We start from the raw sequence: 26,643 nt of genomic DNA on the forward strand, positions 1-26,643 counted from the left end.
GGGTAGACGCAGTGGCAGGGCCGATGTCAGGGTGCATCGCGATGTTCCCTGCGTGGCGGCAGCCACACCTGCACGCCCGCGCCCAGGCGCAGCACGCGTACATGCAGCTGCGTGGCCAGCTGGTCGCGGCTGCGCGCCGCACCGTCTGCACTGCCGAGCAGGGTGACCGGCTGCTGGCGCAGGTGTGCGCCGATGATCCAGGTGTGGCCGCTATGCCAGCGATCCAGGCCCTGGGTGACCTCGGCCAAGGGCGTGGAGACCCAATGCAGGCGACGCTCGCGCCAGGCCAGGGCACTGTGGCTGGCGGCCAGGCCGATGATCGGTGCCTGTCCATCGAAGCGCAGCTGCTGCCCTTCGATGGCCTGCTCACTGCGGGTGCCGCTGTCCACACGGACGCGATGCTCAGTGACGGTGACCACGCTGTCGTTGTCCTGCACGGCAAGGTCGAAGGCCGTACCGAGCGCGGTGACCATGCCGTGCGTCGTATGCACCTGGAACGGATGCTGCGCATCGGCGGCTACCTTGAACCAGGCTTGGCCGTGCTGCAGCTGCAGCTGGCGGCGCTGTGCATCGATGCGGACATGGACTTCGCTTCCGGGTGACAGCAGCACGTGCGAGCCGTCCGGCAGTACTTCTTCACGGATCTCGCCTGCCGCCGTGCGCATCACCTGCGCGGCCGGTGGTGCGGCCTGGCGGGTATACAGGCCCAAGGCGCAAAGCAGCAGCACGGCAGTGCCGGCGTCGCGCAGGTGCCGGCGCTGCCGCTTGCGCTGATGCCGCTGCAGGCTGGGCGTGGCATCACCGGCCTGCCAGAGCGCCTGCAGGTGCTGGTACTGCGCGGCGTGGCGGCAATCGGCGTAGTACCACTGGTTGAAGGCACGCTCGTCGCGGCCGCCGTCGTGGCCGTCCAGCCACCAGCGCGCGGCCTCGCGCGCGATCGCCTCCGGGCTCATGCGCCGGGTACCTGCTGCACCGCCACCAGCGCACGCAGCAGATGGCCGTGCGCGGTCTGCCGGCTGATGCCGAGCCGGCGGCCGATCTCGGCCAGTGCCATCTGCTCCACCCGGGCCAGCAGGAATACCTGGCGCGAGCGCGGTGGCAGCGCGGCGATGATCGCGTCGAGATGGCGCAGCTGTTCGGCGTCCAGCAGGTGCTGCTCCGGCAGCGGTGCAGGATCGGCGAGGGCGTGCAGTTGGGCGTCATCCAGCGCTTCCTCACGACGGCGCTGGCGTTGCCGGTAGTGATCGGCGATCAGATTGTGGGCGACGCGGTACAGGTAGGCGCGGCCGTTGCTCAGCAGGCCGCTGGCGGCGACCTTGATGACACGCAGCCAGGTTTCCTGGACGACGTCATCGGCGTCGCTGCGTTGCGGGAGTTTACGGCGGACATGGGCGTGCAGCGGCCGGTAATGGGCCGCGCACAGCTGCGCGACATCCGTCGGTTCGACAGGCGTGGACACGGGGCGGGCGACAACTGGGAAAGGGAACAGCCCGCGGCGGCAAGGGCAGCGGCTGCACCTTACAGCAAAAGAGAATCATTTGCATCTATCGATGGGCGTGACACGCCTGCCCGGGTGGGAGATCAGCGCGGGCGATAATCGCAGTGGATCTGCAGGGCTTCGGTGGGGTTGTGATGCAGCTCGAAGCCGCAGCGCTGCAGGCTGCGCTTCACCCGCGCGACCGCTTCGGCATGGCGGGCGACGCGACGATCCTGCCAGCGTGGCGGGGTGAATACGCCCACGGGCAGCAGCCGTAGCCGCTTGCCGTGCAGTACCAGCGAGACATCGATATGACGGCCATCGATGTCGTGGCCGTTGGCGCCGAAGATGGCATCGACCTCATCATGGCGTTGCGGATAGCAGGCCCGGAACAACGCGATACCGAGCCAACGCACGCCACGACGGAAGCTGCCGAGCCGGCTGTGGCCGGGTTCGAAGCCGCGCGTGAGCAGCAGTCGCAGCCCGACAGGCAGCATTGCCTGCGCATCGAGCAGGCGTTGCAGTACCTCTTCTTCCAGTTGGATATGGGTGGAGGGCCAGCGCGGGGCGACCAGCAGCCCGTGGTGGCTGCCGCGTTGCAGGGTCAGCATGCGTGAAGCTTCGCACGCGGGCGAACAGCCGTGGTAGTGCCGGCAAGCGGCCGCCACTACCGTGACGATCGTCAGATGTCGCGGTACTGGATCTGCGAAGCCAGTACGCGCAGGCCGTCGGCATTGCTGGACAGGATGCGCTCTTCGCCGACACCTTTCTGCCGTTTCAGCTGGAAGCCCTGTTCGGCAGGCAGCTGCGCGGCGATGGTGTCCATGCGTTGCATGGCATCGGGGCCGCTGCAGTCGAAGTGGCCCCAGTGGGCGCCATCGCGGTGGATCTGCAATCGGTAGTTCATTGCGGTGTCTCCGGCAGCTCCTGCAGCCAATGGTCGAACATCGCGGTGGCCGCCGCCGCCAGCGGTGCACCGTAACGGCGTGCCTGGGCGCGAAGATCGTTCGGATCGATGCCGGCCTGCGCCAGCTCCAGGGTGTGGCCGATCAGCCAGCGTTCGAACTGGCGGGCATCCAGTTCCGGGTGGCATTGCAGGGCCAGCGCATGGCTGCCCATGGCGAAGGCCTGATGGCGGCAGGCCGGCGTGCTGGCCAGGCGGCGTGCACCGGCCGGGAGTTCGAATGCCTCGCCGTGCCAATGCAGTACCGGAATGCCCTGCAGGGACTGCAGCGGAGAACGCTGGCCTTCATCAGTCAGCAGCAGTGGCGCAAAGCCGATCTCCTTGCCACCACTGGCGGCGACGTCGGCACCGAGTGCGCGCGCCATCAGCTGCGCGCCGAGGCAGATGCCCAGCGTGGGCCGTTGCTGCTGCAGCCGACGTTGCAACAACGCGATGCTGTCGTTGAGGAAGGGATAGCGATCAACATCGTTGACGCTGACCGGGCCGCCCAGCACGACCAGCAGGTCGGCGGTTTCGGCGGAGTCGAGCGCGTCGATACCGGCCTGCAGCACCTGCAGCTGCCAGCCCTGTGCCGACAGCAGTGGCTGCAGGATGCCGAGGTCTTCAAAGGCGACGTGTTGCAGGACGACCGCGTGCTTCATGCGGGGGCTCCATTGCTGGGCCAGTAGAAACTGTCCGGGGTGGCGCGTGCGCCGAAGATGGCCTGCCCGACGCGGACCACGGTGGCACCTTCCTCGATCGCCACTTCGAAGTCTCCGGACATGCCCATGGACAACTGCGAAAGGTCCATGACGGGAGGTGCAGTGCGCTGCAGCTGGTCGCGCAGTTCGCGCAGGCGCACGAAGCAGGCACGCACGCGTTCGACCTCCGGGGTGAATATGGCCAGCGTCATCAGGCCGCGTACGCGCAGGCGATCGAACGCTGGAAGCTGCTGCACAAAGGCCTCGACGGCAGCGGGTTCCAGGCCATACTTGCTGGGTTCGGCGGAGGTGTTGACCTGCACGAACACATCCAGCGTGCGGTCTTCCAGCTGCAGGCGCTGCTGCAGTGCTTCGGCCACGCGCAGGCTGTCCAGCGCCTGGAACTCGCTGGCGAAGCGCGCCACGTAGCGCGCCTTGTTGGTCTGCAGATGCCCGATCACCGACCAGTGCACGCCAAGATCGGCCATCGTCTCGGCCTTGCGTTGCGCCTCCTGCACCTTGTTCTCGCCCAGCTCGCGGCAACCGGCGGCCACCGCCATGCGGATGCGGGCGTCATCGACGGTCTTGCTGACCGGCAGCAGGCGCACGCTGGCCGGGTCACGGCCGACGCGGGCGCAAGCATCGGCGATGCGTTGGCGCACCGTGACCAGGTTGGCGGCGATCTGTTCAACGGACTGGGCGACGGGCCAGTCGGCAGCGGCAAGGGGCATGCGGGCACCTCCAATGCAGGGTGGCCAGGGTGGGATACACTGGCACAGGACAAGAGATATTTTGGCATAGGACAAAATGAAAATCACCGGGTACAGCGCCGAGTCGATCTTCGACAGCATCCGCGACGGCATCGGCAAGGGCCGCCTGCCGGCCGGTAGCGTGCTGCCGCCGGTGCGTGAACTGGCCGAGCAGCTGGGCGTGAACCGCAACACCGTGGCTGCTGCCTACAAGCGCCTGGATGCGGCGGGACTGGCCAGCACGGCGGGCCGCCGCGGCACGGTGGTGCGTGGCCTGCCGCCGCCGCTGGCGCGCGAGGGCAGCACCCCGGGGCTGGCGCTGCAGGACCTGGCCGGTGGCAACCCGGATCCGCGCCTGCTGCCGAACCTGCGCCTGACCCCGGCGGCGCCGCGGCTGTATGGCGTGGGTACGGTCGACACGAGGTTGCAGGCGCTGGCACGCGCCTCGCTGGATGCGGATTGCCCCGAGGGATATGCGCTGGAGCTGACCCATGGCGCCGTCGATGGCATCGAGCGCCTGCTGGCGGCGTGGCTGCTGCCGGGTGATCGCATCGCGGTGGAGGATCCATGCTTTCTCGGCAGCCTCAATGTGCTCAATGCGTCGGGTCATGCGCCGTTGCCGGTGGCGGTGGATGCCCAGGGCATGCAGGTCGAATCGCTGCGGCAGGCGCTGGAGGCTGGTGCACGTGCGGTGCTGCTCACCCCCCGGGCGCACAATCCGACCGGGGCCAGCCTGGATGCGAAGCGGGCGCGGGCGTTGCGGCAGTTGTTGGCGGCGTACCCGCAGGTAGCAGTGCTGATCGACGATCACTATGCGCTGCTCTCGCAGCAGGCCTATCACTCGGTACTGCCGCTGGATGGGCGGCGCTGGGCGCTGCTGCGTTCGTTGTCCAAACCGCTCGGCCCCGACCTGCGGCTGGCCTGGCTGGCCTGCGATGAAGAAACCGCGATGCGGTTGCGGCTGCGATTGGCATCCGGTATCGGCTGGGTCAGTCACCTGCTGCAGGACGCGGCAACCTCGGTGCTGGCGTCGTCAACGCAGCGGGCGAAGATCGCCTCGGCAGGCGAGCGTTACCAGCAGCGCCTGCAGTCGCTGCAGGAACTGCTGCGCGCGCGTGGCGTGCCGACGCCGCTGCCGATGGAGGGATTGAACCTGTGGCTGCCGTTGCCGGGCGACAGCCATCCGCAGGTGCTGGCGCTGGCCGCGCGCGGATGGCATGTGCGCGCTGGCGAGGTGTTCGCGGTGGCGGCGCCGGCACATGGCCTGCGCATCACCTGCGCGGCGCTGGGCGCGGCGCAACTGCGGCCGCTGGCTGACGACCTGGCGGCGGTGTGCGGTCTGTAGCGTCGAGCGATGCTCGACGTTGCTTCGCCTTTGTAGAGCCGAGCCATGCTCGGCTGCTGTTGGTAGAAGCAGTCGAGCATGGCTCGACGCTACAGAAGCAGATCAGGGCGCGGCGTTGGCGCCCGGGCGCACGTAGTAGGACTGGCCGCTGTCATCGACGAACATCAGTTCCGGCTTGCCCTGCCATGAGGTGAGCATGGCGCCGGTGTTGTTCTGGTGCTTGACCATCAGGCTGGCACCACGGTCCGGGTTGGCCACCACCTTGAACACTTCCGTGGTGCCATTGGCATCGTCCAGGGTCAGCACGGCTTCACCGCCGCGATCGCTGGTGCCATAGCCCCCGCGTTCGGAGCCATCCGGGCCGAGCAGGATCAGGCCGGACAGGGCGGTGGCGCGCGGCCCCTGGATACGGCCCCGGCTGAGGGGGTCGGGCACCGGCGCGCCTAGGATCACCCGGGGTTGGCCCGTGCCATCGTGGATGATCAGCCCGCGCGCTTCGATGATGCGCTGTGGCGATTGGCTGCGATGCAGGCTCCAGGCGGTCCAGCCGGAAACCAGCAGGGCGAGTGTGGAGACCACCAGCGTGGTCAGCAGCAGTGCGCGCGGCATCGTGTCGTCCTTCCTTGGATGCAGCGACGATAGCGGATGCGGGCGACCGATGGCCAGTTCATTGTGTGACGCTGTGTATCGTCAATGGAAATCGCGGCTGTGGCTGCGCAACCCCTGCAACAGTTCATCCAGGCAGTGCATGCGCTGCACGATGACATGCTGCACGCCATCGACGCGTTCCAGGCGGCCGTCGATCTGCATCAGCCGGGTATCGACCAGGACCCGGTGCTGGCGATCGGCCAGGTGCCGCCAGACCACGGCATTGACCATGCCGGTCTCGTCTTCAAGGGTGAGGAAGGTAACGCCACTGGCGGTCTGCGGGCGCTGGCGCATGCGGACCAGGCCGGCGATGCGCACGCGACGGCCATGGCCGTGGCCCGCAAGCTGCGCGGCATCCAGGCAGCCGCGGCTGCGCAGCTGCGTGCGCAGGAACGAGATCGGGTGGCGGCCGAGGGTGGTGCCGATGCTGCGGTAATCGGCCTGCATGTCCTCCCAGGCGCTGGGCAGGGGCAGCGGCACACGTGCTTCAGCGGTGGCGCGGGCCTGGTCGAACAGCGGCAGCCGGTTCTCCACGCCGGAGATATCCCAGCGTGCACGATGGCGATGGCCGCTGAGCCCGCGCAGCGCACCGGCATCGGCCAGCAGGCCCTGCTGGCGGCGATCCAGGGCGGTGCGCTGGCACAGGTCGCCCACATCGTCGAACGGGCGCCGTGCACGTTCGCGCATGATGGCCTGTACAGCCGCTTCATTGCAGCCGTCGACCAGGCGCAGGCCGAGCCGGATCGCGGCCGCGCCCCTGCTGAAATCCAGCGTGCAGTCCCAGTCGCTGTGGCGCACGTCCACGGGAAGCACGCTGATGCCATGCCGGCGCGCGTCCTGCAGCAGCTGGTCGGGGCTGTAGAAACCCAGCGGCTGGCTGTTGATCAGGCTGGCGGTGAACGCGGCCGGATGGTGGCATTTCAGCCAGCAGCTGTTATAGGTCAGCAGGGCGAAGCTGGCGGCGTGGCTTTCCGGGAAACCGTAATCACCGAACCCTTTGATCTGCTCGAACAGGTGCTCACCGTATTCGCGGCTGAAGCCGTTTTTCAACATGCCTGCCAGCAGTTTTTCACGATGCGGTTCCAAGCCGCCACGGCGTTTCCAGGCCGCCATCGAACGGCGCAGGGCATCGGCCTGGCCAGGCGTGTAACCGGCTGCTTCGACCGCCAGCTGCATCACCTGTTCCTGGAACAATGGCACGCCCAGCGTGCGTGCGAACACGCGTTCCAGCTGCGGTGGGTAGAGCGGGTTGTCCGGGTCGTTCAACGCGTCCGGTCCCTGTTCGCGCAGGATCCGGCGCCGCTCCAGATAGGGGTGCACCATGTCGCCCTGGATCGGGCCAGGGCGCACGATTGCCACCTCGATCACCAGGTCATAGAACGTGCGTGGCTGCATGCGCGGCAGCATCGCCATCTGTGCGCGCGATTCGATCTGGAACACGCCGATGGTGTCGGCGGCGCAGATCATGTCGAAGGTCTTTGCATCCTTGGGCGGGATCGCATCCATGCGTCCTTCATGCAGGCCATGCTGTTTCAGCATGGCCAGGCACTTGCGGATGGCGGTAAGCATGCCCAGCGCCAGGCAGTCGACTTTCATCAGGCCGGTGGCATCCAGATCGTCCTTGTCCCATTGGATGACGGTGCGGTCGGCCATCGCCGCGTTTTCCACCGGCACCAGGGTCGACAGGGGATGTTCGGAAATCACGAAACCGCCGGGGTGCTGCGACAGGTGGCGCGGGAAGTCGATCAGCTCGGCGGTCAGCGCCAGCAGGCGCCGCATCAAGGGCGTGTCCGGATCGAAACCGCGCTCGCGCAGGGTTTCCGGCAATGGGATGTTGCCGCCCCAGTGGTCCATCGCCGCGCCCAGTTCGTTGACCTGGTCCATCGGCAGGCCAAGTGCACGCGCCACGTCGCGGATCGCGCTGCGGCCACGGTAGCTGATTGCCACCGCGGTCAGTGCGGCGCGCTCGCGGCCATAGCGCTTGAACACGTACTGCAGCACTTCCTCGCGGCGCTCGTGCTCGAAATCGATGTCGATATCCGGTGGCTCGTCGCGCTCGGCGGAGATGAAACGCTCGAACAGCAGGTTGCTGCGTGCCGGGTCGATCTCGGTCACGCCCAGCACGAAGCACACCGCGGAGTTGGCCGCCGAGCCGCGGCCCTGGCAGAGGATGTCCTGGCTGCGCGCGAAGCGCACGATGTCCTGCACGGTGAGGAAGTACGAGGCGTAGTTCTTCTGCTTGATCAACGCCAGTTCGTGTTCGATCTGTTCGCGTTGTTTCGGTTCGATGCCGCCTTTCCAGCGCGAGGGGATGCCACGCTCGACCAGCACGCGCAGCCAGCTGTCCGGGTCATGCCCCTCGGGCACCAGCTCGCGTGGGTAGGTGTACTGCAGCTGTTCCAGGGTGAAGTGGCAGCGCTCGGCGATGCGCAGGGTCTCGGCCAGCAATTCGGGCGGATACAGTTGGGCCAGCGCGGTGCGCGGACGCAGATGGCGCTCGCCGTTGGGGAACAGGCGCCAGCCAGCCTCGGCCACGCTGCAGCGGTGGCGGATCGCGGTCAGGGTGTCCTGCAGGGCGCGGCGGCGGCGCACGTGCATGTGCACGTCGCCACTGGCGACCAGCGGCAGGCGGTGGCGTTGGCCGAAGGCCTGCAGCTGCTGCAGGCGGCGTGCGTCGTCGTGTTCGTGGTGCAGCTCCACCGCCAACCACAGCCGATCATTGAAGCCGGCGCGCAGCAGTTCCAGGTCGGTGGCGGCCGGTTGCCGGTCCAGCCACAGGCACAGCAGGCCGTCGGGCAGGCCGAGCAGATCCTCGCGCAGGCAGCGGTACTCGCCCTTGGCTGCGCGCCGCCGGCAGGTGGTGATCAACTGGCAGAGCCCGGCATAGGCGGCCTGGTCGGTGCACAGCAGGGCCAGCTTCGGCCCGTCCTCGACCTGGAATTCGGCGCCGACGATCAGCGCCACGCCATGCGCCTTCGCCGCCTGCCAGGCGCGCACGATGCCGGCCAGCGAGCATTCGTCGGTGATCGCCAGTGCCCGGTAACCCTGGCCAGCGGCGCGCGCGAACAGTTCTTCGGCGATCGAAGCACCGCGCTGGAAACTGAAGGCCGACAGGCAGTGCAGTTCGGCGTAGCCGGGCAGTTCGCTGTGCATGGCGGCTCAGCCGAACCAGCCGTGCAGCATCCACGGCGCATGCGGATCGCTGCGCTCACGGAAGGCCCAGCCGCGCTGGCCGTGTGCGGTTTCCACCACGTAGTAGTCGCGGCGTGCGTCGGCCTGGTCCCACCAGCCCGATTCGATCCGCTCCGGCCCGGCGACGATGCGCAGGCGCGGGTCACGCAACGGTTGTGGGGTGTCCAGCAACCAGCCGGGGCGCAGTGGCCAGTACGACGGGGGCTTGGCCGGTGGCTGGGTGCCACTGGCGCGTTCGGGGCGATGGTCGGCCTGCACCGCCAGCGGCTGCACGGCGTCATCACCCAGCCGCGCACGCAGGCGCTCGCGCAGCTGGTTCCAGGGCATCGCCTGCGCCGGCCGGGTATCGAACAGGTCGCGCGCGGCGGGCACGAACGGTGGCAGCTGCTCGGCCTGCAGGCGCAGTGCGCGGCTGCCGGCCGGCAGGGCGAACGCTTCCATGCGGTTGCGTGCGATCTCGAACAGCAGCGCAGGATCGCGTTCGGGGGCCAGCAGGCCGATGGTCAGCACGCTGGCCGGCAGCAGGTCGTGCTCGAAATGCAGGTCGAAGCGCTGCACGCCGCCATCGCGCGAACACAGGAAGGCGGCCAGGTCCAGCAGCAGGCGGCGCAGCGGGAACAGCAGGGCCTGGCTGGATTCGATCTCGTATTCGAATTCGATGCGCGCATCGAAACGGTCCGGTGGCTGGTAGTAGCGCAGCGGCGCGGTGGGCAGGCCGCGCAGTGCTTCCAGCTGCTGCAGTACCTCCGGTGCGAAGCGCCGGGCCAGGCTGTCACGCGGCAGCTCGAGCACCGCACCCAGCGTGCGCAGGCCGGAACGGCCGAGCACGGTCACCGCGTCGCTGGGCAGGCCGCAGCGCGGCAAGGGTAGCTGCGCCAGTGCCGCTGGCAGCTGCTGCGCATCGATGCCGAGGCCGTCGTGGACGTTGGCCAGCACGCGCGCGGCATGCGCCGTGGGCGCGGCCACCAGGCGGTGGCGGAAACCGAGTTCATGCAGTTCGTTGCGCAGGCGCTTTTCGATCGTCAGCCAGTCACCGAACAGGGCACGGCTGGCGCCGATCTCCAGCACCAGTGCATGCGGGAAATCGAGGCTGACCTGCGAGCTGTAGGCGTAGGCCCAGCTGGCCAGCAGCTGCCGGGTGTGCTGTTCCGCGTCAGGGTCGTAGTCGTGCAGGTGCATGTCCTGCACCAGCACCTGCGCGGCCGACAGCAGCATGCCCGGGCGCAGCCCTGCTGCGCGCGCGGCCGGGCTGACCGCACGCAGCACGCGGCGCTGCGCTGGGCCCTGCAGCAGCACCAGTGGCCGCTGGGGGTCCGGCTGCAGGCGCAGCACGCTGTCCAGCGCCAGCTGCGGCAACAACAGGCAGGCCCAGTGCATGGCGCGGCCTCAGTGGGTGATGGCCAGTGGCAACGGCTGCGCGGGTGGCAGGCCGCCACGGCACTTCAGCACCCTTACCTGGCCGTGGTCGAGCTGCAGGCGCAGGCTGGCCGGGGAGGGGTTGCGCGCTGCCTGCGCCTCGCGGAACACGAAGCCCAGGCACTGGCCGCTGTCGGCGGCGACCTGCAGCCGGCGCAGGGCGCGATCGTCGGCCTGGTGCGGCCAGCACAGCACCGCCGCGCAGGCCGCAGAGCGCAGGCATTGTTCGGCCGCCCACAGCGCCTGCTTCGGCGCAGCGTGGATGATCTGCAGCTGGGCCAGATCCAGCCCGGCCGCGGCCCAGGCCGGGGCATGCGGGCGATAGGGTGGGGCGACCAGCACGATCGGGCGGTCGCGCTGGCTCAGCCTGGCCAGCGCCGGCCAGACCAGGGCCAGTTCGCCAACGCCCGGCGCCGCCTGCAGCACCTCGCACAGCCCGCTGGCCGGCCAGCCGCCGCCGGGCAGGCGTGCGTCCAGCGCCGGGTGGCCGCTGGCCAGGTGGTCGCTGGCCGGCCCCTGGCGGGCCGGGCCGCGCCACAACTGGCGGCCGTCCAGCAGCCGGTCGAGGGCGACGACGGCGCCCATCAGCCGGTCCTCCAAGGGAGGCGCCGGGCGGGCTGGAAGCGGCAGGAACGGGCGGAAACGACAGGCATGGAGCGAGTATCGGCGGGCTGGTATCAGGGGCTGAGACCAGACATGCTACTCGCCTTGTGAGTAGAATTACTAATGAAATTGGCGGGCCGGGTTTCAGGTTGCTGAAGTGGGAAAGGAGTGCCGACCCAGGTCGGCACCCACAGGGCCCGGTTACGGGCGGACCGGCAGCGCGACCGGGCGCAGCGGCGCGGCATCGCCGCCGCGGATCTTCAGCGGGCCGCCGATGAAGGCGAACTCGTAGACCTTGTCGCGGGCCAGTTCATCCAGCGCCACCAGTTCGATGATCGGCGCGCCCTGCTGGGCCAGCAGGTAGGTGTGCAGCGGCACGTAGTCGTCAGCCACCTCCGAGGGGAAGGTCTCGAAGCTCAGGTTGTCGGCGCCGACGATCATCGCGCCGCTGTCCTCAACCAGGAAGCGCGCCGCGTCCAGGCCCATGCCCGGCGGGTTGGCCATGTAGGCCTTGGGCTGTTCGAACAGGCGCATGCGGCCGGTACGGATCAGCACCACATCGCCCTGCTGCAGCTTCACCCGCTGGCGTGCCAGCGCATCCTTCAGGTCCTGGCGGGTGACGCGGTAGCTGTCCGGCAGCATGTCCACGCCCTTGGCGGCGGCCACGTCGATCAGTACGCCACGCGCGATCAGCGGCGGGAATTTCTCGATGCCGGTGACATTCCAGCCACGATCGCCGAGATGCTTGTCGGCCTCGAAGCCGTTCCAGATCTTTCCGTGGATGCCAAAGTGGTTCAGCGCATCGATGTGGGTGCCGGTGTGGCTGTACATCGAGAACGCGGTGCCGGTGTAGCTGCGGGTGAGGTTCATGGTCTCGCCCACGCCCATCGGGTCGTCCATCACCGTGCCGCGCGGGGTGTGGGTCATCCAGAACTGGTAGTGCGGGTCGCCGGCGTCCTGCCAGCTGGGCATGCCGACGTAGTAGTCGGTGGCCAGGTCATAGGCCTTGCCGCCGCTGACCCGCGACAGGATCGCCGCACGCGAGGCTTCGGTGATCAGGTTGAGCCGGCCGATCTCGTCCTTCGGCCCCCAGGGGCTGGTGCCGACCTGCTGGCCGGAGGGAACGCGTTCGTGCGCGGACACGGTGGTGGACGCCGCGGTGCCGGCCAGCAGCAGGGCCAGCGCGCTGGCCAGGATACGTGGGGTCATGGGGGAATCTCCTTGCAGGGTGGGGGAGGGTGCGGCTCAGGCCGCGACCAGGGGCGCCAGGGCCTGGCGCAGTTGCGGCAGCGGCAGGGTCTGCAGGCGCAGGCCGTTGCCGCCGATCACGGTGGGAATGGAGCGGATGCCGAGGGCAGCGGCGTCGGCACGATCGGCCTGCACGCGCTGGCGTACTGCGTCGCTGCACATGTGGTCAGCGAAGGCACCACGGGGATGGCCCAGTGATTCGGCGATATCCAGCAGCACTTCGGCGTCGCCGATGTTGCGGTGCTGGTGCAGGTGCGCCCATTGCACCGCGTCGAACATTGCGCCATGGGCATCATTGCCGCCGATCAACCCTGCGGCCTGGCAGGCCAGTGCGCCGAGCCAGCCGGAGGGATATTCGAAGTCCTGTGCGCGCATGCCTTCGATATCGATGCGCGCGCTGTCTTCATGCGCGGCGCAGTCGGTCCAGTGGCGCAGGATGATCGCCTTGGCGCGCTCCATCGAGCCGAACACCTCGACCATCTGCGCGCGCGAGTCCTGCAGCACGAAGCTGCGATGGCGCACCTGGATGCCGAGTTCGGCCGAGACCTGCTGCAGGCGCGGGGCCAGCACGAAGCACCAGCCGCAGACCACGTCGTGGAAGAAGTCGACCACCGGCGCGGCGGTGGCGGGGGAAGGAACGGGAGACATCTGCCTGCCATCGGTGAGAGGGGAGGCGGCAGATTAGGCAGCGCGGCGGGGCCGAAACAGCGCGCCGTGGGCAGCTCAGTTTTCGCTGGCGGTTACGAATCCAGGCCGGCGCAGCGGGGCAGCTCGGCGTGCAGGAAATCGATGAAGGCACGCACCTTGGGTTGCAGGTGGCGCGACGTGGGATAGACCGCATGCACGAAGCGTGGCGGATAGCGGTGGTCGGGCAGCACCTGTTGGAGTTCGCCACGGGCCAGCGCTGGTGCCGCCAGGAACGAGGGCAGGGCGCCGATGCCCATGCCGGCCACCAGCAGGTCGCGCAGCAGCAGGCTGTTGTTGACGGTGACGCGTGCCGGCAGGGTGATGGTCACCTGCCCATCCGGGCCGAGCAGCGGCCAGCTGCCGGGGGAGTCGGACAGGCTGTAGGCCAGCACACTGTGCACCTGCAGATCGTCCACCGACTGCGGTGCTGGACGCTGCCGCAGGTAGGACGGGGCAGCGCACAGCACCTGTTGCAGCGAGGCAAGCCGGCGCGCCACCAGTCGCGAGTCGTCCAGCTCGGCACGCAGCCGCAACGACACATCGAAACCCTCACCGACCGCATCGAGCAGGCGATCTTCCATCACCAGGTCCAGCGACAGCTGTGGATGCTGTTGCAGGAAGCGTGGCAGCAGCGGCGACAGCGTGCTCAGTGCGAACGACTGCGGTGCATTGACACGCAGGCGCCCGGCCACCTCGCCACGCTGTTCGGCGATGCCACGTTCCAATGCGTCCAATTCGTCGAGCAGGCGGCAGCATTCGCGGTAATAGGCGTGGCCGGTCTCGGTCAGGCTCATGCGCCGCGTGGTCCGCTGCAGCAGCACCACGCCCAGGTGCGTTTCCAGCGCGCGCAACTGCTTGCTCAGCCCGGCCGGCGACATGCCCAGGTCTTCGGCAGCGCGGGCCAGCCCGCCGCGTTCGACGATGCGGCGGAAGGCGCGCATCAGGTTGAAGGAATCCATGCCGGTACCGGGCGCGATGAGGGCGCCATTGTAGATCCACGCCATCCGTGGGTGGGGGAAACGCGGTGTCGGCCAAAGGGGGGATATCCACCGAGGCGGGGCGGGTTGCGCCGTTTGTTCAAGCCCGCAACCGTCGTGCCGCGCCAGCATGCAGGCCCCTCACGTTCCAGGTTGCCCATGAAACACTGGATCCTCCGCCTGTATGCCCCGTTGTTCCTGCTCGGTTTCGTTGCCGCCGCCGTCGTCTGGGTCGGCCACCTCCATGGCGATCCGCTATGGCTGCTGGCCTTGCTGGCGGTCGCCATCGCGGTTTCGTTCGCTGCCGAACGTGCCTGGCCGTATGACCCCGCGTTCAACCACGACCACGGCGACAGTCTGCGTGACACCCTGCATGCACTGGTCAACGAAAGCCTGAACCTGCTGTCGATCGCTGCGGTGCCGCTGCTGGCAGCGCTCCTTCCGTGGCAGCTGTGGCCGCTGCAGTGGCCGTTCGTTCTGCAGGTACTGCTGGCCATCGTCTGCGCCGACCTTGGCATTACCTTGGTGCACTACGCCAGCCATCGCGTCGGCTGGCTGTGGCGGTTGCACGCGGTGCATCACAGCGTCACCCGCATGTACGGCTTCAACGGCTTGATGAAGCATCCGTTGCACCAGGCGGCCGAAGCAGTGGGCGGCGTACTGCCGCTGCTGCTGTTGGGCCTGCCGATGCCGGTGGCTGCGGTGCTGGCCTTCGCCATTGCCATCCAGCTGCTGCTGCAGCACTCCAACGTGGACATGCGCCCGGGCCTGCTGGGCCGGGTGATGGCGTGGGCGCCGCTGCACCGCTTCCACCACATGCGTTACGGCACCGCTGGCGACGTCAACTTCGGCTTGTTCCTGACCGTCTGGGATCACCTGCTGGGGACCGCCTTCGATGCGCCGGGCTATCGGCTGCAGCAGCGCGACCTCGGCATCGGCAGCCAACCGGACTATCCGCGCGATTATCCGGAACAGCTGCTGGCGCCGTTCCGCGAACTGCCGCATGGCGAGGTGCCGGAGCTGCCGGAAGGTCTGCGCAGGCGCGGATGATGGGCCGTGTCAGGCCGCGTGAAGCTGCAGGCCCTGCAGCTGCGCGGCACCGATACCGAACATGCGGCGCAGGCTGCGCGACAGATGGGCCAGATCGGCGAATCCAGCGGCATGCGCACTGTCGGTCAGGGTGTGCCCGCGCAGATGATGCATGAGTGCGCGGCGCAGCCGCTGCCACAGCACCCAGCCGCGCAGGGTCACCGCCAGATCAGACTGGAAACGCCGGTGCAGCTGGCTGGTCGACAGGTGCGCCGCCCCGGCGATATCGGCGGCCGGCACCGGGCCGGGCAGGTGCTGGGCGATACGGGCCAATGCCGCCTGCACGCGGCGGTCCAGCGGTTGCGGGCGGCTCAGCCGTGGCAGCCAGCCGTGCAGTTCCAGCGCGTTGCCCGGCAGTGCGTGCAGGTATTGCTGGATCTGTGCGGGATTGGCATGCGTCGGCTCAAGGAACACCGTGCAGCCTGCTTCTGGCGCTAACAGGATCGCGTGCGGCTGGAATGACGGCAGCCACAGCCGCTGGCCTTGCTGCTGCACGCCATCGACCTCGACCTTCCAGGCTGCGCCGTCGCTGAGCAGCAGTTGATGGGCGTAGTGCGCGTGCGCGGCGCTGTCACCGGCATGACCCTGCAGCACGGCCACGTGAGCATCCAGCAGCAACGTGCCATTCCAGGGCAGGGTGGGGGAGGACATTGAGGGATTGTAGATCCACGCCATGCGTGGATGAATCTCCATCGAAATCAAATATTTCGACAATGAAACGAAGAGCATCCACGCATGGCGTGGATCTACCGCAGGTTGCGAGAAATTGTTGAAGGCGGGGTGGGTCCGTTGGCGGGGGCGTGAGCGCCATGGATGGCGCGACCGAGCCTCCAGGGACGGATTCACGGCGTCCCCCGCCAACGGACCCACCCCGCCTACCCACAGGAGCCCCGCTGTTGCTTTGGCCGTTGCCTCTGCGGGTGCCGGGCGCAGCCCGGCCGTCCCCTCACCGGCCGTGCGGATCCGGCCGGTGATGCACGTATTCAACCACGGTGCCATCGGGATGCACCGCATTGAACGCCGCCCCGGTCGGGACTACCTGCAGCGGGAAGATGATCTCGGCGCCGGCGGCGACCAGTTTGTCGTGATAGGGCCGAACATCATCGACCAGCAGTGTCCCCGTGGTCGAGGTGAACGGGGCCAGTGCCGCCTGGCTGCCTTCGATCAGCAGGAAGGCGCCGACCATCGCCAGGCGCAGCCCGGCTTCCGGGAACGGGAACCCCGCATCGGCTACCACGCCCTGCAACTGCTCGTAGAACGCCACGCTGCGCTCCAGCTCGCCCGGGGCCACGAACACCCGGATCAGCACGCGCGGTGCGCGCTGGCTGGAGGTGTCACATCGGTCGCGCCAGAGATGATCGAAGTCGCGATGTACGGTCATGGGCTCGATTCGTGGCCAGGGATCTCCATTATCAGCAGCCTCGCGCGGCGCGCTGATGACCGCCAGTGATGGCCTGATAACCATTGGCCGGGTTGCCCCTGTGACTTAGGTCCTGTTGACAGGTGTGAACGCCCTCGCACAATCTTCACAGGATTGGGTCGCCCTGCGCGGCCCGGGCAGGCAGGTTGTCACGCCGGGAGGAGGGTCCCGCGCGCAGACCGGCCCGTCCATCGGCCTGCGGGGCGTTGCCTGGCAACCCCTGCGCGGCATGAACGCTGCACCCTTCGGCGGCACTTTCCCTGGACCGATTGCCTTGGCAACGGAATTACGCCTGCCGATGAAAACGTTTACAAAACCGCTTGCACTGTCTCTGGCCCTGTCTGCCGCACTGGCCGCTCCGGCCTGGGCCGACCCGGCCGCGTTCACTGTGCTGACCCTGGAACAGGCGCCCAACGCCGAGGCGATGCCGGCGCTGGCCGCGCAACTCAAGAGCCTGAAGGTGGACGCGGTGAGCGTGCGCCAGGTGCAGCGCGGCATCGGCCAGGTCGATCCGCTGCAGGTGCTGGCCGATGGCCTGGGCTACGAGTACCGCTTCATTGCCGCCGGCAAGGACGATGGCCAGACCCAGCGCGGCCAGGCTGTTCTGACCCGGCTGCCGATCGCCGCTGAATCCGGCCCCGACCAGCCGGGCCTGAACTACCTGCGCCTGGACGATGGCCGCCACACTGTGGCGGTCTATACCGATGCCGGTGCAGGTGCGGCGCAGCTGCCGGCGCTGGTCACCCGTTCGCGGCTGGGTGCACCGGCGGTGCTGCTCGGCGCGGTGGCCGGTGAATCGGCCAAGGCCGCAGGCTTCGATCCGGCGCGTGTGGCGCTGGAAGCCGATGCCAGCTATTTCAGCGACGGCTTCCAGGCCGCCAGCAGCGCGCCGTTCAAGGTGGAAGGCAGCACGCTGCGTGCCACCCTGCTGACCCTGGCCTATGCCGCCGACAAGCACGGCGACACGCCGTGGATGGACACCACGCTCAACGCCGATGCGCGCGCTGCGCTGCTGCTGAAGGCGATGACCGAGGATGAGAAGTTCCAGATGCTGCACAGCTACTTCGGGCTGGGCAAGGACGGCGGCCCGCTGCCGGAAGGTGCGGTCGGTTCGGCCGGCTTCGTGCCGGGCGTACCGCGGCTGGGCATCCCGTCGCAGCAGTCGGCCGATGCCGGTGTCGGCGTGACCAATCCGGGGGGCATCCGCCCGGGCGACTTCGCCACGGCAATGCCATCGGGCCCGTCCACCGCATCGAGCTGGAACCGCGAAGTTGCCTTCGCCGGTGGCGCCACGATGGGCCGCGAGGCGTGGCAGCAGCGCTTCAATATCCTGCTGTCGGGCAGCGTCAACCTGCAGCGTGACCCGCGCAACGGCCGCAACTTCGAGTACGCCGGCGAAGACCCGCTGCTGGCCGGCTCGATGGTTGGCGCGCTGATCCAGGGCGTGCAGAGCCAGCACGTGATCTCCTCGATGAAGCACTTCGCGCTGAACGACATGGAGACCCGTCGCAACTTCCACGACGTGCGCATCGGCGAACAGGCCATGCACGAGTCGGACCTGTTGGCCTTCGAGATCGCGCTGGATGCCGGTCGCCCGGGCGTGGCGATGTGCTCGTACAACAAGATCAACGGCACCTACGGCTGCGAGAACGGCTACCTGATGAACCAGGTGCTGAAGCAGGAATGGAAGTTCCCCGGTTTCGTGATGTCCGACTGGGGTGGCGTGCACAGTGGCTCGAAGGCTGCGCTGGCCGGCCTGGACCAGCAGTCGGCCGGTGAGGTGTTCGACGCGGCGGTGTTCTTCGATGAACCGCTGCGCCTGGCCGTGCATGGCGGCGTGGTGCCGCAGGCGCGCCTGAACGACATGGTGGCGCGCATCCTGCGCACGATGTTCCTGCATGGCAACTTCGACAACCCGCCGCAGCACCAGAAGGTGGATGCCGAGGCCGGCTTCGCCGTTGCCCAGCGCACGGTGGAGGAGGGCAGCGTGCTGCTGCGCAATGAGGGCAACCTGTTGCCGCTGGCCGACAGCGTGAAGCGCATCGTCATCATCGGCGGCCATGCCGACAAGGGCGTGATCGGTGGCGGTGGTTCATCGATGGTGGGCGTGACCGCCAAGGGCACCAACGCGGTGCCCGGCGTGATGCCGACCACCTGGCCGGGCCCGGTGATCTTCCATCCGTCCTCGCCGCTGGAATCGCTGCGTGCGGCGCGCCCGGACACGACTATCACGTATGTGGATGGCACCAACGCCGCTGCTGCGGCCAAGGCGGCCGCGCAGGCGGATGTGGCCATCGTGTTTGCCACGCAGTGGGCTGCCGAATCGGTGGACCTGCCGGACATGCAGCTGCCGGACAACCAGGATGCCCTGATCTCGGCAGTGGCCAAGGCCAACCCGAAGACCGTGCTGGTGCTGGAAACCAACGGCCCGGTGCGCACACCGTGGCTGGCGCAGGTGCCGGCGATGCTGCAGGCCTGGTACCCGGGCATCCGCGGTGGCGAAGGCATTGCCGCACTGCTGACCGGCCAGGTCAATCCGTCGGGTCGCCTGCCGGTGACCTGGGTGACGGACGAATCGCAGCTGCCGCGCCCGCACATCGACGGCCTCGGCTTCAAGCCGGCCAAGCCGTTCGGTGATGTGTTCGATTTCGATATCGAAGGTGCCAACGTCGGCTACAAGTGGATGGCGGCCAAGGGCCTGACCCCGACCTTCGCCTTTGGCCATGGCCTGTCCTACACCTCGTTCGCCTATGACAACCTGAAGGTGAGCGTGGAAGGTTCGCGCCTGGTCGCCAGCGTCGACATCCGCAACACCGGCAAGCGCGCCGGTGCCGACGTGGCCCAGCTGTACCTGAAGCTGCCGGCCGGCAGCACCACGCCGATCCGCCTGATCGGCTATGACAAGGTGACCCTGCAGCCGGGCGAACAGCGCCGCATCCGCATCGAAGCCGAGCCGAAGACGCTGGCCCACTACGATGCACAGGCGCGCCAGTGGAAGATCGACGGTGGCACCTACCAGGTGCAGCTGTCGCGCAACGCCGCCGAACCGCTGCAGACGGTGGACGTGCAGCTGGTGGAGCAGGTGCTGCGCTGAGGCTTGAAGGCACGGCCCGCAAGGGCCGTGCCTGAAAAAAGGGGACGGAGGGGATTAAGTCGTTTATGCATAAACGACTTAATCCCCTCCGTCCCCTTTTCATATGGCGAACCACCCGCGCAGGAAATCGATCAGCTGCCGCACCTTCGGCGAGGGCTGCGTGCTGTGCGGGTAGACCGCGTACACGCTCTGCTGCGGGAAGCGGTGCTGGCGCAGCACCGGGCGCAGGCGGTCCTGGGCCAGGTCGTCCTCGATCAGCCAGCGTGGCAGCACAGTGACCCCGGCGCCGGCCACGGCGAAGGCGCGCAGGCTGCTGGCACCATCCACGCGCACCACTGCATTGCCCGGGTTGGTGGCAAACAAGGCATCGCTGCCGTCGGGCGCGACCACCGGCACGTCGGCCAGGCGCGGGTAACCCAGGCGGGGCAGGGTGCCCAGTTGCACGGGGTCGTTGGCCGCATCGGCAGAGGGCAGGCGTGCCAGCAGGGACGGAGCCGCCACCGCGCACAGCGGGTGCCGTTCCAGTTCACTGGCATGCAGGCCCGAATCGGGCAGACGGCCGAGACGGATCGCCAGGTCGAAGCGCTCGGGAATCAGGTCTGCCGGCGCGGGAGACGTGGACAGGTGCAGCTGCAGGGCCGGATGCCGCGCACGGAAGGCTTCCAGTGCGGGAATCAGGCGAAGCTGCGCGTACTCCGGGGTGGTGGTCAGGCGCAGCACACCCTGCAGCTGGTGCTGGTCGCGCCGCGCGGCATCGATTGCCGCCTGCGCGGCATCCAGCGCCTGTATGCAGTGCTGCAGGAACTGCTCGCCAGCGTCGGTCAGGGCCAGGTGGCGGGTACTGCGCAGCAGCAGGGTCACGCCCAGTTCCTGCTCCAGCCGCTTCAGGTTGAAGCTGACCACCGCACGACTCAGGCCGAGCCGATCGGCCGCTGCGGTCAGGCTGCCGGCCTCGACCACGGCACGGAAGATATCGAAGCGATCGAGGCTGACCATGGCGATTCATTGTCAAAACAGATTTGACAGTGTTGCAGGTGTTGTCGTGTTCTTCCAACAGCTCCCGGGCGGCATGCTGGCGGTCTCTCTGCTGGAGCACCGCCGATGCCGCCCCCCCGCCTGCGCCATGAGGCGATCTTCCTGCTGGTGTTCGCCCTGGATCTGGTCAACATGTTCATCGCCACGGTGGCCTATCCGGCACTGGCAGCGGAACTGCACGCTGATGTCGGTACCCTGGCCTGGGTGGGCACCGCCTACATGCTGGGCCTGAGCGTGGTGATTCCGCTGGCGCCCTGGTTGGCCGCGCGCTGTGGTGAGCGTCGCCTGCTGCTGGTGGCGTTGCTGTTGTTCGCGGTTGCCGCTGTGCTGGCCGGCGCCGCACCGGGTATCGGCTGGCTGCTGGGCTGGCGCCTGCTGCAGGGCCTGGCCGGTGGCCTGCTGATTCCGGTGGCACAGGCGGCAGCGTACCGACAGTGCACGCCGGACCAGCGTGGCGCGCTGACCCGCCGCATCCTGCTGGTGGCGCTGCTGGTGCCGGCACTGGCGCCGGCGCTGGGCGGGTTGCTGGTGCAGTGGTTGTCCTGGCGCGGCGTGCTCTGGGCCAGCCTGCCGTTGGCGGTGGTGGCGATCGGCCTGGTGCTGGCCTGGATGCCGGCCGATGGCGCGCGCAGTGCGCCGCGCCTGCAGGCCTATGCGCTGTCCACCGCGATGCTGGCGCTGGGCGCGCTGCTGCTGGCGTTGACCTGGCTGGGTGAACCCGGCCATCGGGCCGCCGGTGCCGTACTGCTGTTGATCGCAATGCTGTTGGCGGCGGCCCACCTGCGGCATGCACGGCAGCAGGCGCAGCCCCTGCTGCGCTGGTCGCTGCTGTCCCATCGGGGCCTGCGCCTGGCGATGCTGGTCTATCTGGCAGTGCCCGGAGTGTTCATCGGCAGCCAGCTGGTCAGTACCCTGCAGCTGCACCAGGCCGGTTACAGCGCGGCACGCATCGGCGCGTTGATGCTGCCCTGGGCGCTGGCCTCGGCCATTGCGATCACGGCCAGCAAGCGCCTGCTGGCGCGCTTCGGCCCGGCCACGGTACTGCGTACGGGCATGCTCCTGCAGGCCAGCGGCCTGCTGTTGATGGCGCTGCTGCCGCAGCCGGCCTTCGCGTTGGCCGGGCTGCTGTTCGCGCTGATGGGCGCCGGCGGCAGCCTGTGCAGCAGCACCGCGCAGACGCTGGCCTTCCATGGGGTCGAGGGCGAAGCATTGGGCGATGCCAGCGCACTCTGGAACCTCAACCGCCAGCTCAGCTTCTGCCTGGGCACCGCGGCCATCGCGCTGCTGCTGGCATTGGCCATGCAATGGCTGCCGGCCCACGCCACCGGCATGGCGCTGGGTCTGGCCGCGGTACTGACCCTGCTGCCGATGGCGCTGCTGCGCCGGCCGCAGTTGCTCACCCTTTCGCAACCGGAGAACATCTGATGGATACCACCGCAGAACATGAAATCCACCACCTGCACGACAAGCTGCAGGCCTGGTTCCGTGCCGATGTCGGCGCCGATGCGCTGGAGGATCTGATGGCGCACTTCAGCGCGGACTTCAGCATGGTCGGCATCGCGGGTCGCCGATTGGATCGGCAAGCCGTGCAGGCGTTGTTCGCGGGCGGTTACGGGGCGCGCCCCGGGCTGCGGATTTCCATCGACGCCGTGCACGCGGTGGAAGCGCCTTCACCGCTGGCGGTGCTGCGCTATCGCGAAGGGCATTCGATCGATGGCGGCACGCCTGCATGGCGGGAGTCACTGGCGGTGCTGCGGCAGGAAACCGGGCGCTGGCGCTGGCTGGCCCTGCATGAAGTGCCGGTAGCCTGACCGGTAGTGCCGGCTGCTGGCCGGCAACCGCGTAACGCGCCGCAGGATCATGAAGTTGCCGGCCAGCGGCCGGCACTACCGGTCGCCGGCGAGCGCAGCGGCAACGCAGGCACATGTGCCATCAGTCCTGCCTGCATCCACCGCAGAATGCAAAGCCCGCACACACTTCATGGCTTGGGGCAGGAGTAGGCTTGGAGCTTTCCTGCCGGGAGGGGTTGTCCATGCGTGTGCGTGCCGTCGCTGTAGCCATTGCCCTTTGCCTGTCCAGCGCCGTGCTGGCCGCCGATACCCCGCCGATGACCCCGGACATCAGCGGCAAGCCCTTCGTTGCCCCCGATGTCGGTCGTGACTACGACAAGCGCGTGGTGATGGTGCCGATGCGTGATGGCACCAAGCTGTATACGGTGATCGTGGTGCCCAAGGGTGCCCGCAATGCCCCGATCCTGCTGACCCGCACCCCCTACGACGCTGCTGGCCGTGCCAACCGCAGTGACTCGCCGCGCATGCGCGACCTGCTGCCACAGGGCGACGAGGTGTTCGTCGACGGCGGCTACATCCGCGTGTTCCAGGACATCCGTGGCAAGTACGGCTCCGAAGGCGATTACGTGATGACCCGGCCGCTGCGCGGGCCGTTGAACAACACCAGGGTGGATCACTCCACCGACGCCTGGGACAGCATCGACTGGCTGGTGAAGAACGTGCCGGAGAGTAACGGCAAGGTCGGCATGCTCGGCTCGTCGTACGAGGGTTTCACCGTGGTGATGGCGCTGACCGACCCGCACCCGGCACTGAAGGTGGCCGCGCCGCAGAGCCCGATGGTCGATGGCTGGATGGGTGACGACTGGCTCAACTACGGTGCGTTCCGCCAGGTCAACTTCAACTATTTCGCAATGCAGACCGAGAAGCGCGGCAAGGGCACGCCGCTGCCCAGCCTCGGCTATGACGACTACAGCACCTTCCTGCGCCTCGGTTCGGCCGGTGACTACGCGCGTTTCACCGGCGTGGACCAGCTGACCTGGTGGAAGAAGCTGGTCGAGCACCCGGCCTATGATGGCTTCTGGCAGGGCCAGGCGTTGGACGCGGTGATGGCCAAGACACCGTTGAAGGTGCCGACCATGTGGCTGCAGGGCCTGTGGGACCAGGAAGACATGTGGGGTGCCAACCACGCCTACCAGGCGATGGAAGGGCGCGACAGCGGCAACAACCGCAACTATCTGGTGATGGGCCCGTGGCGGCACAGCCAGGTGAACTACGGCGGCAGCGAGCTGGGTGCGCTGAAGTTTGATGGCGATACCGCGCTACAGTTCCGTCGCGATGTGCTCAAGCCGTTCTTCGACCAATACCTGGTGGATGGCGCGCCGAAGGCCGATACGCCGCCGGTGCTGATCTACAACACCGGCGAAAACCACTGGGACCGCCTGAAGGGTTGGCCGCGCAGCTGCGACAAGGGCTGTGCCGCCAGCAGCAAGCCGCTGTACCTGCGCGCCGGCGGCAAGCTGGCGTTCCAGGCACCGGCGGCGGGCGAGGGGGACTTCGAGGAATACGTGTCCGACCCGGCCAAGCCGGTACCGTTCGTGCCGCGCCCGGTCCGCTTCGGCGACCGCGACATGTGGACCACCTGGCTGGTGAAGGACCAGCGCTTCGTCGATGGCCGCCCGGACGTGTTGACCTTCATCACCGAACCGCTGACGGCGCCGCTGCGCATCGGCGGCGCACCGGTGGTTCACCTGCAGGCCTCGACCAGTGGCACCGACAGCGACTGGGTGGTGAAGCTGATCGACGTGTATCCGGACCAGGAAGCGTCGACGCCGGAGATGGGTGGCTACGAGCTGCCGGTGTCGCTGGCGATCTTCCGTGGCCGTTACCGCGAAAGCTTCAGCGATCCGAAGCCGCTGGCCGCCAACCAGGTGCTGCCGTACCGCTTCGACCTGCCCAACGCCAACCACACCTTCCAGAAGGGCCATCGGGTGATGGTGCAGGTGCAGTCCAGCCTGTTCCCCCTGTATGACCGCAATCCGCAGACCTACGTGCCGAACATCTACCTGGCCAAGCCGGGCGATTACCAGAAGGCCACGCAGCGGGTCTGGCACAGCGCAGCGCAGGCCAGTTACATCGATCTGCCGGTGTATTGAGGCGGAGAGGATGACGCCGGGCATGGCCCGGCAGCACGTGGTAGTGCCGGCCGCTGGCCGGCATCCGCGATGGCGCAGGAGCGTGTCGACCAAGGTCGACACCTATCAAGTCCGGGCCATGGCATGCCGTTTCAGGCGGGTGTGGTAGTGCCGGCCGCTGGCCGGCACTTCTAAGCTCAAGGATAAATGTTGTCGCTCGTCAGCAGCCCGCTGTCGAACTTCCGAAAGAGTTCGGCGATAGATTCGGCGATGGGCTTTCCCCGGCTGATGTCGAGATCGCCCAGATCGAATGAGACGATCTGTCCGCGACTGAGCGGGCAGAGAACCAGCGCGATGAGCGTCGATCCACCGTCCGTTCCAATGCCCATCAGGGAGTCGCCAAGATAACGCCGGATCTGGTAGCTGCGGTTGAGCTGAATGATGCTGGCGACGGACCATAGGTCGACATAAGCATGAGGGAACACGCAGCGCCCACCGTTTGACCAACGCAGGAGCTGTATGAAGTCCTCTGAAATTGCTGCCTCGCTCCAATGTGCCTGTAAGCTGCGTAGATCGTCCGCATGCGCGCCTGTCTCGGGTAGCCATGGACTTTGGATGCATCGGATGAAGTAAGGCGTGCTTGGTTGATCTCGGTTGTCCACGAGAAGTCCCCGTAGTCAGCCCTACTACGATGCCGCGGCCCATCTTTCGCGGCAATGGGCATATGCGACATGCGCAAAGATGTGCCGGGAATATGATCGCTTCCAGCGCGTGTCGACCAAGGTCGACACCTACCAGTGCTTGGCCATGGCATGTCGATTGCGGCGGCGGTAGTGCCGGCCGCTGGCCGGCATCGGCGACGGTGCAGGAGCGTGTCGACCAAGGTCGACACCTACCGGAGCGGGGATCCTCACCCCACCTTCGAGGGGCCCGTACGCCAGCGGCTGGGGACCAGGCCGAAGCGCTTGCGGAACGCGGCGGCGAAGTTGCTGGGGTGGCGGTAGCCGCTGGCGGCGGCGGCCTGCTCAACCGTCCATCCGTTTTCGCGCAGGCCCTGTTCGGCATGGCGCATGCGCTGTTCATGCAGGTAGTCGAACACCGAACTTCCATACTGCTGGGCAAAATGGCGGCGCAATGAGCTGGGGCTCATGCAGGCCAGCCGGGCCAGCTCGACCAGGCTGTGTGCATGGCTGGGGTCGTCATGCAGGTAACTGCGTACCCGTTCCAGGCGCTCGCGCTGGCCGGCACGCAGCGTGCGCACCGGGTCGGTCTGCAGATCCTCGGCCTGCAGGCCGAGGGCCAGGAGCTGCAATGCCACGCCTTCGCGCCACAGCGCGTCGATGCCGTCCTGCCACGGGCTGTCGAACAACTGGCCCAGCACCGGCAGCATGGCGTGGGGAATGGCCCAGTGGCGGCATTCCAGGTGCGTGCCAAGCGCTTTTTCCAACTGTGGCATCTGGAAAACATCCGCGTCGATGCCACCCGGCACGATCACGCTGACCCCGCGCAGGCGCGTTTCGCCGGGGTGCGCGCCGGTCATCTCGATCTGGTCGCGATGGTGGGCGGTCATCGCGGTGCCGGCACGCAGGGTGAAACTTCCGCGTCGCGGGATACGCACGTCGACCTGACCCTGCAGCATCACGCGGATGGCGAGCCCGGGCCGCTGTTGCGCGGTCGCCACATAGGGGAACCGGTTATGCACGTCGGAGGCGATCAGGGTCATGCCACCGCGCATGAACTGTTCGTTGACTTCGCCGCGGCCGGCCCACTGGTCGTCACGCAGGTGTTCCGGATCAGCGCGGTAATCGAAGCCGTGGCGTTGGCCGAAGCGGCGGTAATCGGCAAAGGTGAAGTATCGGGACATCGCTCGGCACGTACAGGAGGGGGAGGCGCTGGCGCCATGAGCCCATGTGCTGCCCCGCGTAGCGGGCAGCCTGGAAGGCCGGAAAACGCCAGGTTGGAAGGAATGTGTCGAAGAAACTGGAAACGTTTCCCATTGTCGCTGCGAATCATTCGCAGGGGATTTGAATACGGTCAAACCGATTGGTCATTACGGCCAAGTTGAACGGAGTGCCGGACATACGCCAGCGTTTTGCC

The 26,643-nt window shown here is 67.8% G+C and carries 24 protein-coding genes; 6 read left to right on the forward strand and 18 right to left on the reverse strand.

Translation table 11 applies throughout. The features are described from left to right. Window positions 1–26: 26 nt before the first annotated feature. From VG556_RS10055 to VG556_RS10080, 6 genes are all read right to left on the reverse strand, one after another. The gene (locus VG556_RS10055) at window positions 27–953 is read right to left on the reverse strand and encodes a FecR family protein (protein ID WP_049406199.1); all 927 of its coding nucleotides are present in this window, start codon (window positions 951–953) and stop codon (window positions 27–29) included. After that, on the reverse strand, window positions 950–1,459 hold the full coding sequence (locus VG556_RS10060) for an RNA polymerase sigma factor (RefSeq protein ID WP_100450261.1): 510 nt from the start codon (window positions 1,457–1,459) through the stop codon (window positions 950–952). The genes VG556_RS10055 and VG556_RS10060 overlap by 4 nt, the downstream gene beginning before the upstream one ends. Window positions 1,460–1,581: 122 nt before the next feature. Then, entirely contained in the window at window positions 1,582–2,088 is a 507-nt protein-coding gene (locus VG556_RS10065; protein ID WP_100450260.1) for a hypothetical protein, read from the reverse strand. A 71-nt stretch (window positions 2,089–2,159) separates the two neighbouring features. Beyond that, a complete protein-coding gene (locus VG556_RS10070) occupies window positions 2,160–2,384 on the reverse strand; it encodes a hypothetical protein (RefSeq protein ID WP_014647516.1) in 225 nt (74 codons plus the stop codon). Beyond that, window positions 2,381–3,082, reverse strand: coding sequence for a glutamine amidotransferase (locus VG556_RS10075; RefSeq protein WP_032957277.1), 702 nt, complete (start codon window positions 3,080–3,082; stop codon window positions 2,381–2,383). Before VG556_RS10075 ends, VG556_RS10070 begins: the two co-directional genes overlap by 4 nt. Beyond that, complete coding sequence (locus VG556_RS10080) at window positions 3,079–3,852, reverse strand: YggS family pyridoxal phosphate-dependent enzyme (protein ID WP_100450259.1); 774 nt, start codon at window positions 3,850–3,852, stop codon at window positions 3,079–3,081. The genes VG556_RS10075 and VG556_RS10080 overlap by 4 nt, the downstream gene beginning before the upstream one ends. A 76-nt stretch (window positions 3,853–3,928) precedes the next feature. Here VG556_RS10080 and ptsJ point away from each other — a divergent pair, with 76 nt between their 5' ends. Next, window positions 3,929–5,215 carry a transcriptional regulator PtsJ gene (gene ptsJ, locus VG556_RS10085; RefSeq protein WP_032957271.1) on the forward strand — a complete coding sequence of 429 codons (1,287 nt, stop codon included), beginning with the start codon at window positions 3,929–3,931 and terminating at the stop codon, window positions 5,213–5,215. 102 nt (window positions 5,216–5,317) lie between these two features. Here the strand turns inward: ptsJ and VG556_RS10090 are convergent, their stop codons facing one another. The 7 genes from VG556_RS10090 to VG556_RS10120 all read right to left on the reverse strand — a co-directional run bounded on the left by VG556_RS10090 (window position 5,318) and on the right by VG556_RS10120 (window position 14,013). After that, window positions 5,318–5,824 carry a hypothetical protein gene (locus VG556_RS10090; RefSeq protein ID WP_032957269.1) on the reverse strand — a complete coding sequence of 169 codons (507 nt, stop codon included), beginning with the start codon at window positions 5,822–5,824 and terminating at the stop codon, window positions 5,318–5,320. An 81-nt stretch (window positions 5,825–5,905) separates the two neighbouring features. Beyond that, window positions 5,906–9,016 carry an error-prone DNA polymerase gene (locus VG556_RS10095; RefSeq protein ID WP_100450257.1) on the reverse strand — a complete coding sequence of 1,037 codons (3,111 nt, stop codon included), beginning with the start codon at window positions 9,014–9,016 and terminating at the stop codon, window positions 5,906–5,908. Window positions 9,017–9,022: 6 nt separating this feature from the next. Further along, entirely contained in the window at window positions 9,023–10,432 is a 1,410-nt protein-coding gene (locus tag VG556_RS10100) for a Y-family DNA polymerase (protein ID WP_100450256.1), read from the reverse strand. Between the two features lie 9 nt (window positions 10,433–10,441). Next, window positions 10,442–11,056 (reverse strand): translesion DNA synthesis-associated protein ImuA, encoded by a 615-nt coding sequence (gene imuA / locus VG556_RS10105; RefSeq protein ID WP_014647509.1) that lies wholly within the window; start codon window positions 11,054–11,056, stop codon window positions 10,442–10,444. A 219-nt stretch (window positions 11,057–11,275) separates the two neighbouring features. Then, a complete protein-coding gene (locus VG556_RS10110; RefSeq protein WP_053496083.1) occupies window positions 11,276–12,283 on the reverse strand; it encodes a cyclase family protein in 1,008 nt (335 codons plus the stop codon). A 36-nt stretch (window positions 12,284–12,319) separates the two neighbouring features. Continuing rightward, window positions 12,320–12,970, reverse strand: coding sequence for a DsbA family oxidoreductase (locus VG556_RS10115; protein WP_100450255.1), 651 nt, complete (start codon window positions 12,968–12,970; stop codon window positions 12,320–12,322). 92 nt (window positions 12,971–13,062) lie between these two features. Then, window positions 13,063–14,013, reverse strand: coding sequence for a LysR family transcriptional regulator (locus VG556_RS10120; protein WP_014647506.1), 951 nt, complete (start codon window positions 14,011–14,013; stop codon window positions 13,063–13,065). Between the two features lie 132 nt (window positions 14,014–14,145). Here VG556_RS10120 and VG556_RS10125 point away from each other — a divergent pair, with 132 nt between their 5' ends. After that, entirely contained in the window at window positions 14,146–15,036 is an 891-nt protein-coding gene (locus VG556_RS10125) for a sterol desaturase family protein (protein ID WP_100450254.1), read from the forward strand. Between the two features lie 9 nt (window positions 15,037–15,045). Here the strand turns inward: VG556_RS10125 and VG556_RS10130 are convergent, their stop codons facing one another. Beyond that, a complete protein-coding gene (locus VG556_RS10130) occupies window positions 15,046–15,750 on the reverse strand; it encodes an AraC family transcriptional regulator (protein ID WP_100450253.1) in 705 nt (234 codons plus the stop codon). Window positions 15,751–16,021: 271 nt separating this feature from the next. Next, entirely contained in the window at window positions 16,022–16,456 is a 435-nt protein-coding gene (locus VG556_RS10135; RefSeq protein WP_014647503.1) for a VOC family protein, read from the reverse strand. Window positions 16,457–16,793: 337 nt separating this feature from the next. Here VG556_RS10135 and VG556_RS10140 point away from each other — a divergent pair, with 337 nt between their 5' ends. Continuing rightward, window positions 16,794–19,589 (forward strand): beta-glucosidase family protein, encoded by a 2,796-nt coding sequence (locus VG556_RS10140; protein ID WP_100450252.1) that lies wholly within the window; start codon window positions 16,794–16,796, stop codon window positions 19,587–19,589. A gap of 99 nt (window positions 19,590–19,688) precedes the next feature. On the opposite strand, the gene VG556_RS10145 is transcribed toward VG556_RS10140, so the two are convergent. Continuing rightward, window positions 19,689–20,585: a LysR family transcriptional regulator gene (locus VG556_RS10145; protein WP_100450251.1), complete on the reverse strand. Its 897-nt coding sequence runs from the start codon at window positions 20,583–20,585 to the stop codon at window positions 19,689–19,691. 105 nt (window positions 20,586–20,690) lie between these two features. Between VG556_RS10145 and VG556_RS10150 the strand changes: the two genes are divergently transcribed. The 3 genes from VG556_RS10150 (at window position 20,691) to VG556_RS10160 (ending at window position 24,567) form a co-directional block, all read left to right on the forward strand. Then, window positions 20,691–22,049, forward strand: coding sequence for an MFS transporter (locus VG556_RS10150; RefSeq protein WP_100450250.1), 1,359 nt, complete (start codon window positions 20,691–20,693; stop codon window positions 22,047–22,049). After that, window positions 22,049–22,435, forward strand: coding sequence for a DUF4440 domain-containing protein (locus tag VG556_RS10155; RefSeq protein ID WP_100450249.1), 387 nt, complete (start codon window positions 22,049–22,051; stop codon window positions 22,433–22,435). The genes VG556_RS10150 and VG556_RS10155 overlap by 1 nt, the downstream gene beginning before the upstream one ends. Before the next feature lie 221 nt (window positions 22,436–22,656). Continuing rightward, complete coding sequence (locus tag VG556_RS10160) at window positions 22,657–24,567, forward strand: CocE/NonD family hydrolase (RefSeq protein ID WP_100450247.1); 1,911 nt, start codon at window positions 22,657–22,659, stop codon at window positions 24,565–24,567. A 176-nt stretch (window positions 24,568–24,743) separates the two neighbouring features. On the opposite strand, the gene VG556_RS10165 is transcribed toward VG556_RS10160, so the two are convergent. Then, on the reverse strand, window positions 24,744–25,208 hold the full coding sequence (locus VG556_RS10165) for an SMI1/KNR4 family protein (protein WP_108242564.1): 465 nt from the start codon (window positions 25,206–25,208) through the stop codon (window positions 24,744–24,746). 248 nt (window positions 25,209–25,456) lie between these two features. Beyond that, window positions 25,457–26,410, reverse strand: coding sequence for a helix-turn-helix transcriptional regulator (locus VG556_RS10170; protein ID WP_100450246.1), 954 nt, complete (start codon window positions 26,408–26,410; stop codon window positions 25,457–25,459). Window positions 26,411–26,643: the final 233 nt, after the last annotated feature.

Origin of the sequence: Stenotrophomonas sp. CASM106 (genome assembly GCF_049384825.1) — a bacterium.
GTDB lineage: Bacteria > Pseudomonadota > Gammaproteobacteria > Xanthomonadales > Xanthomonadaceae > Stenotrophomonas > Stenotrophomonas muris.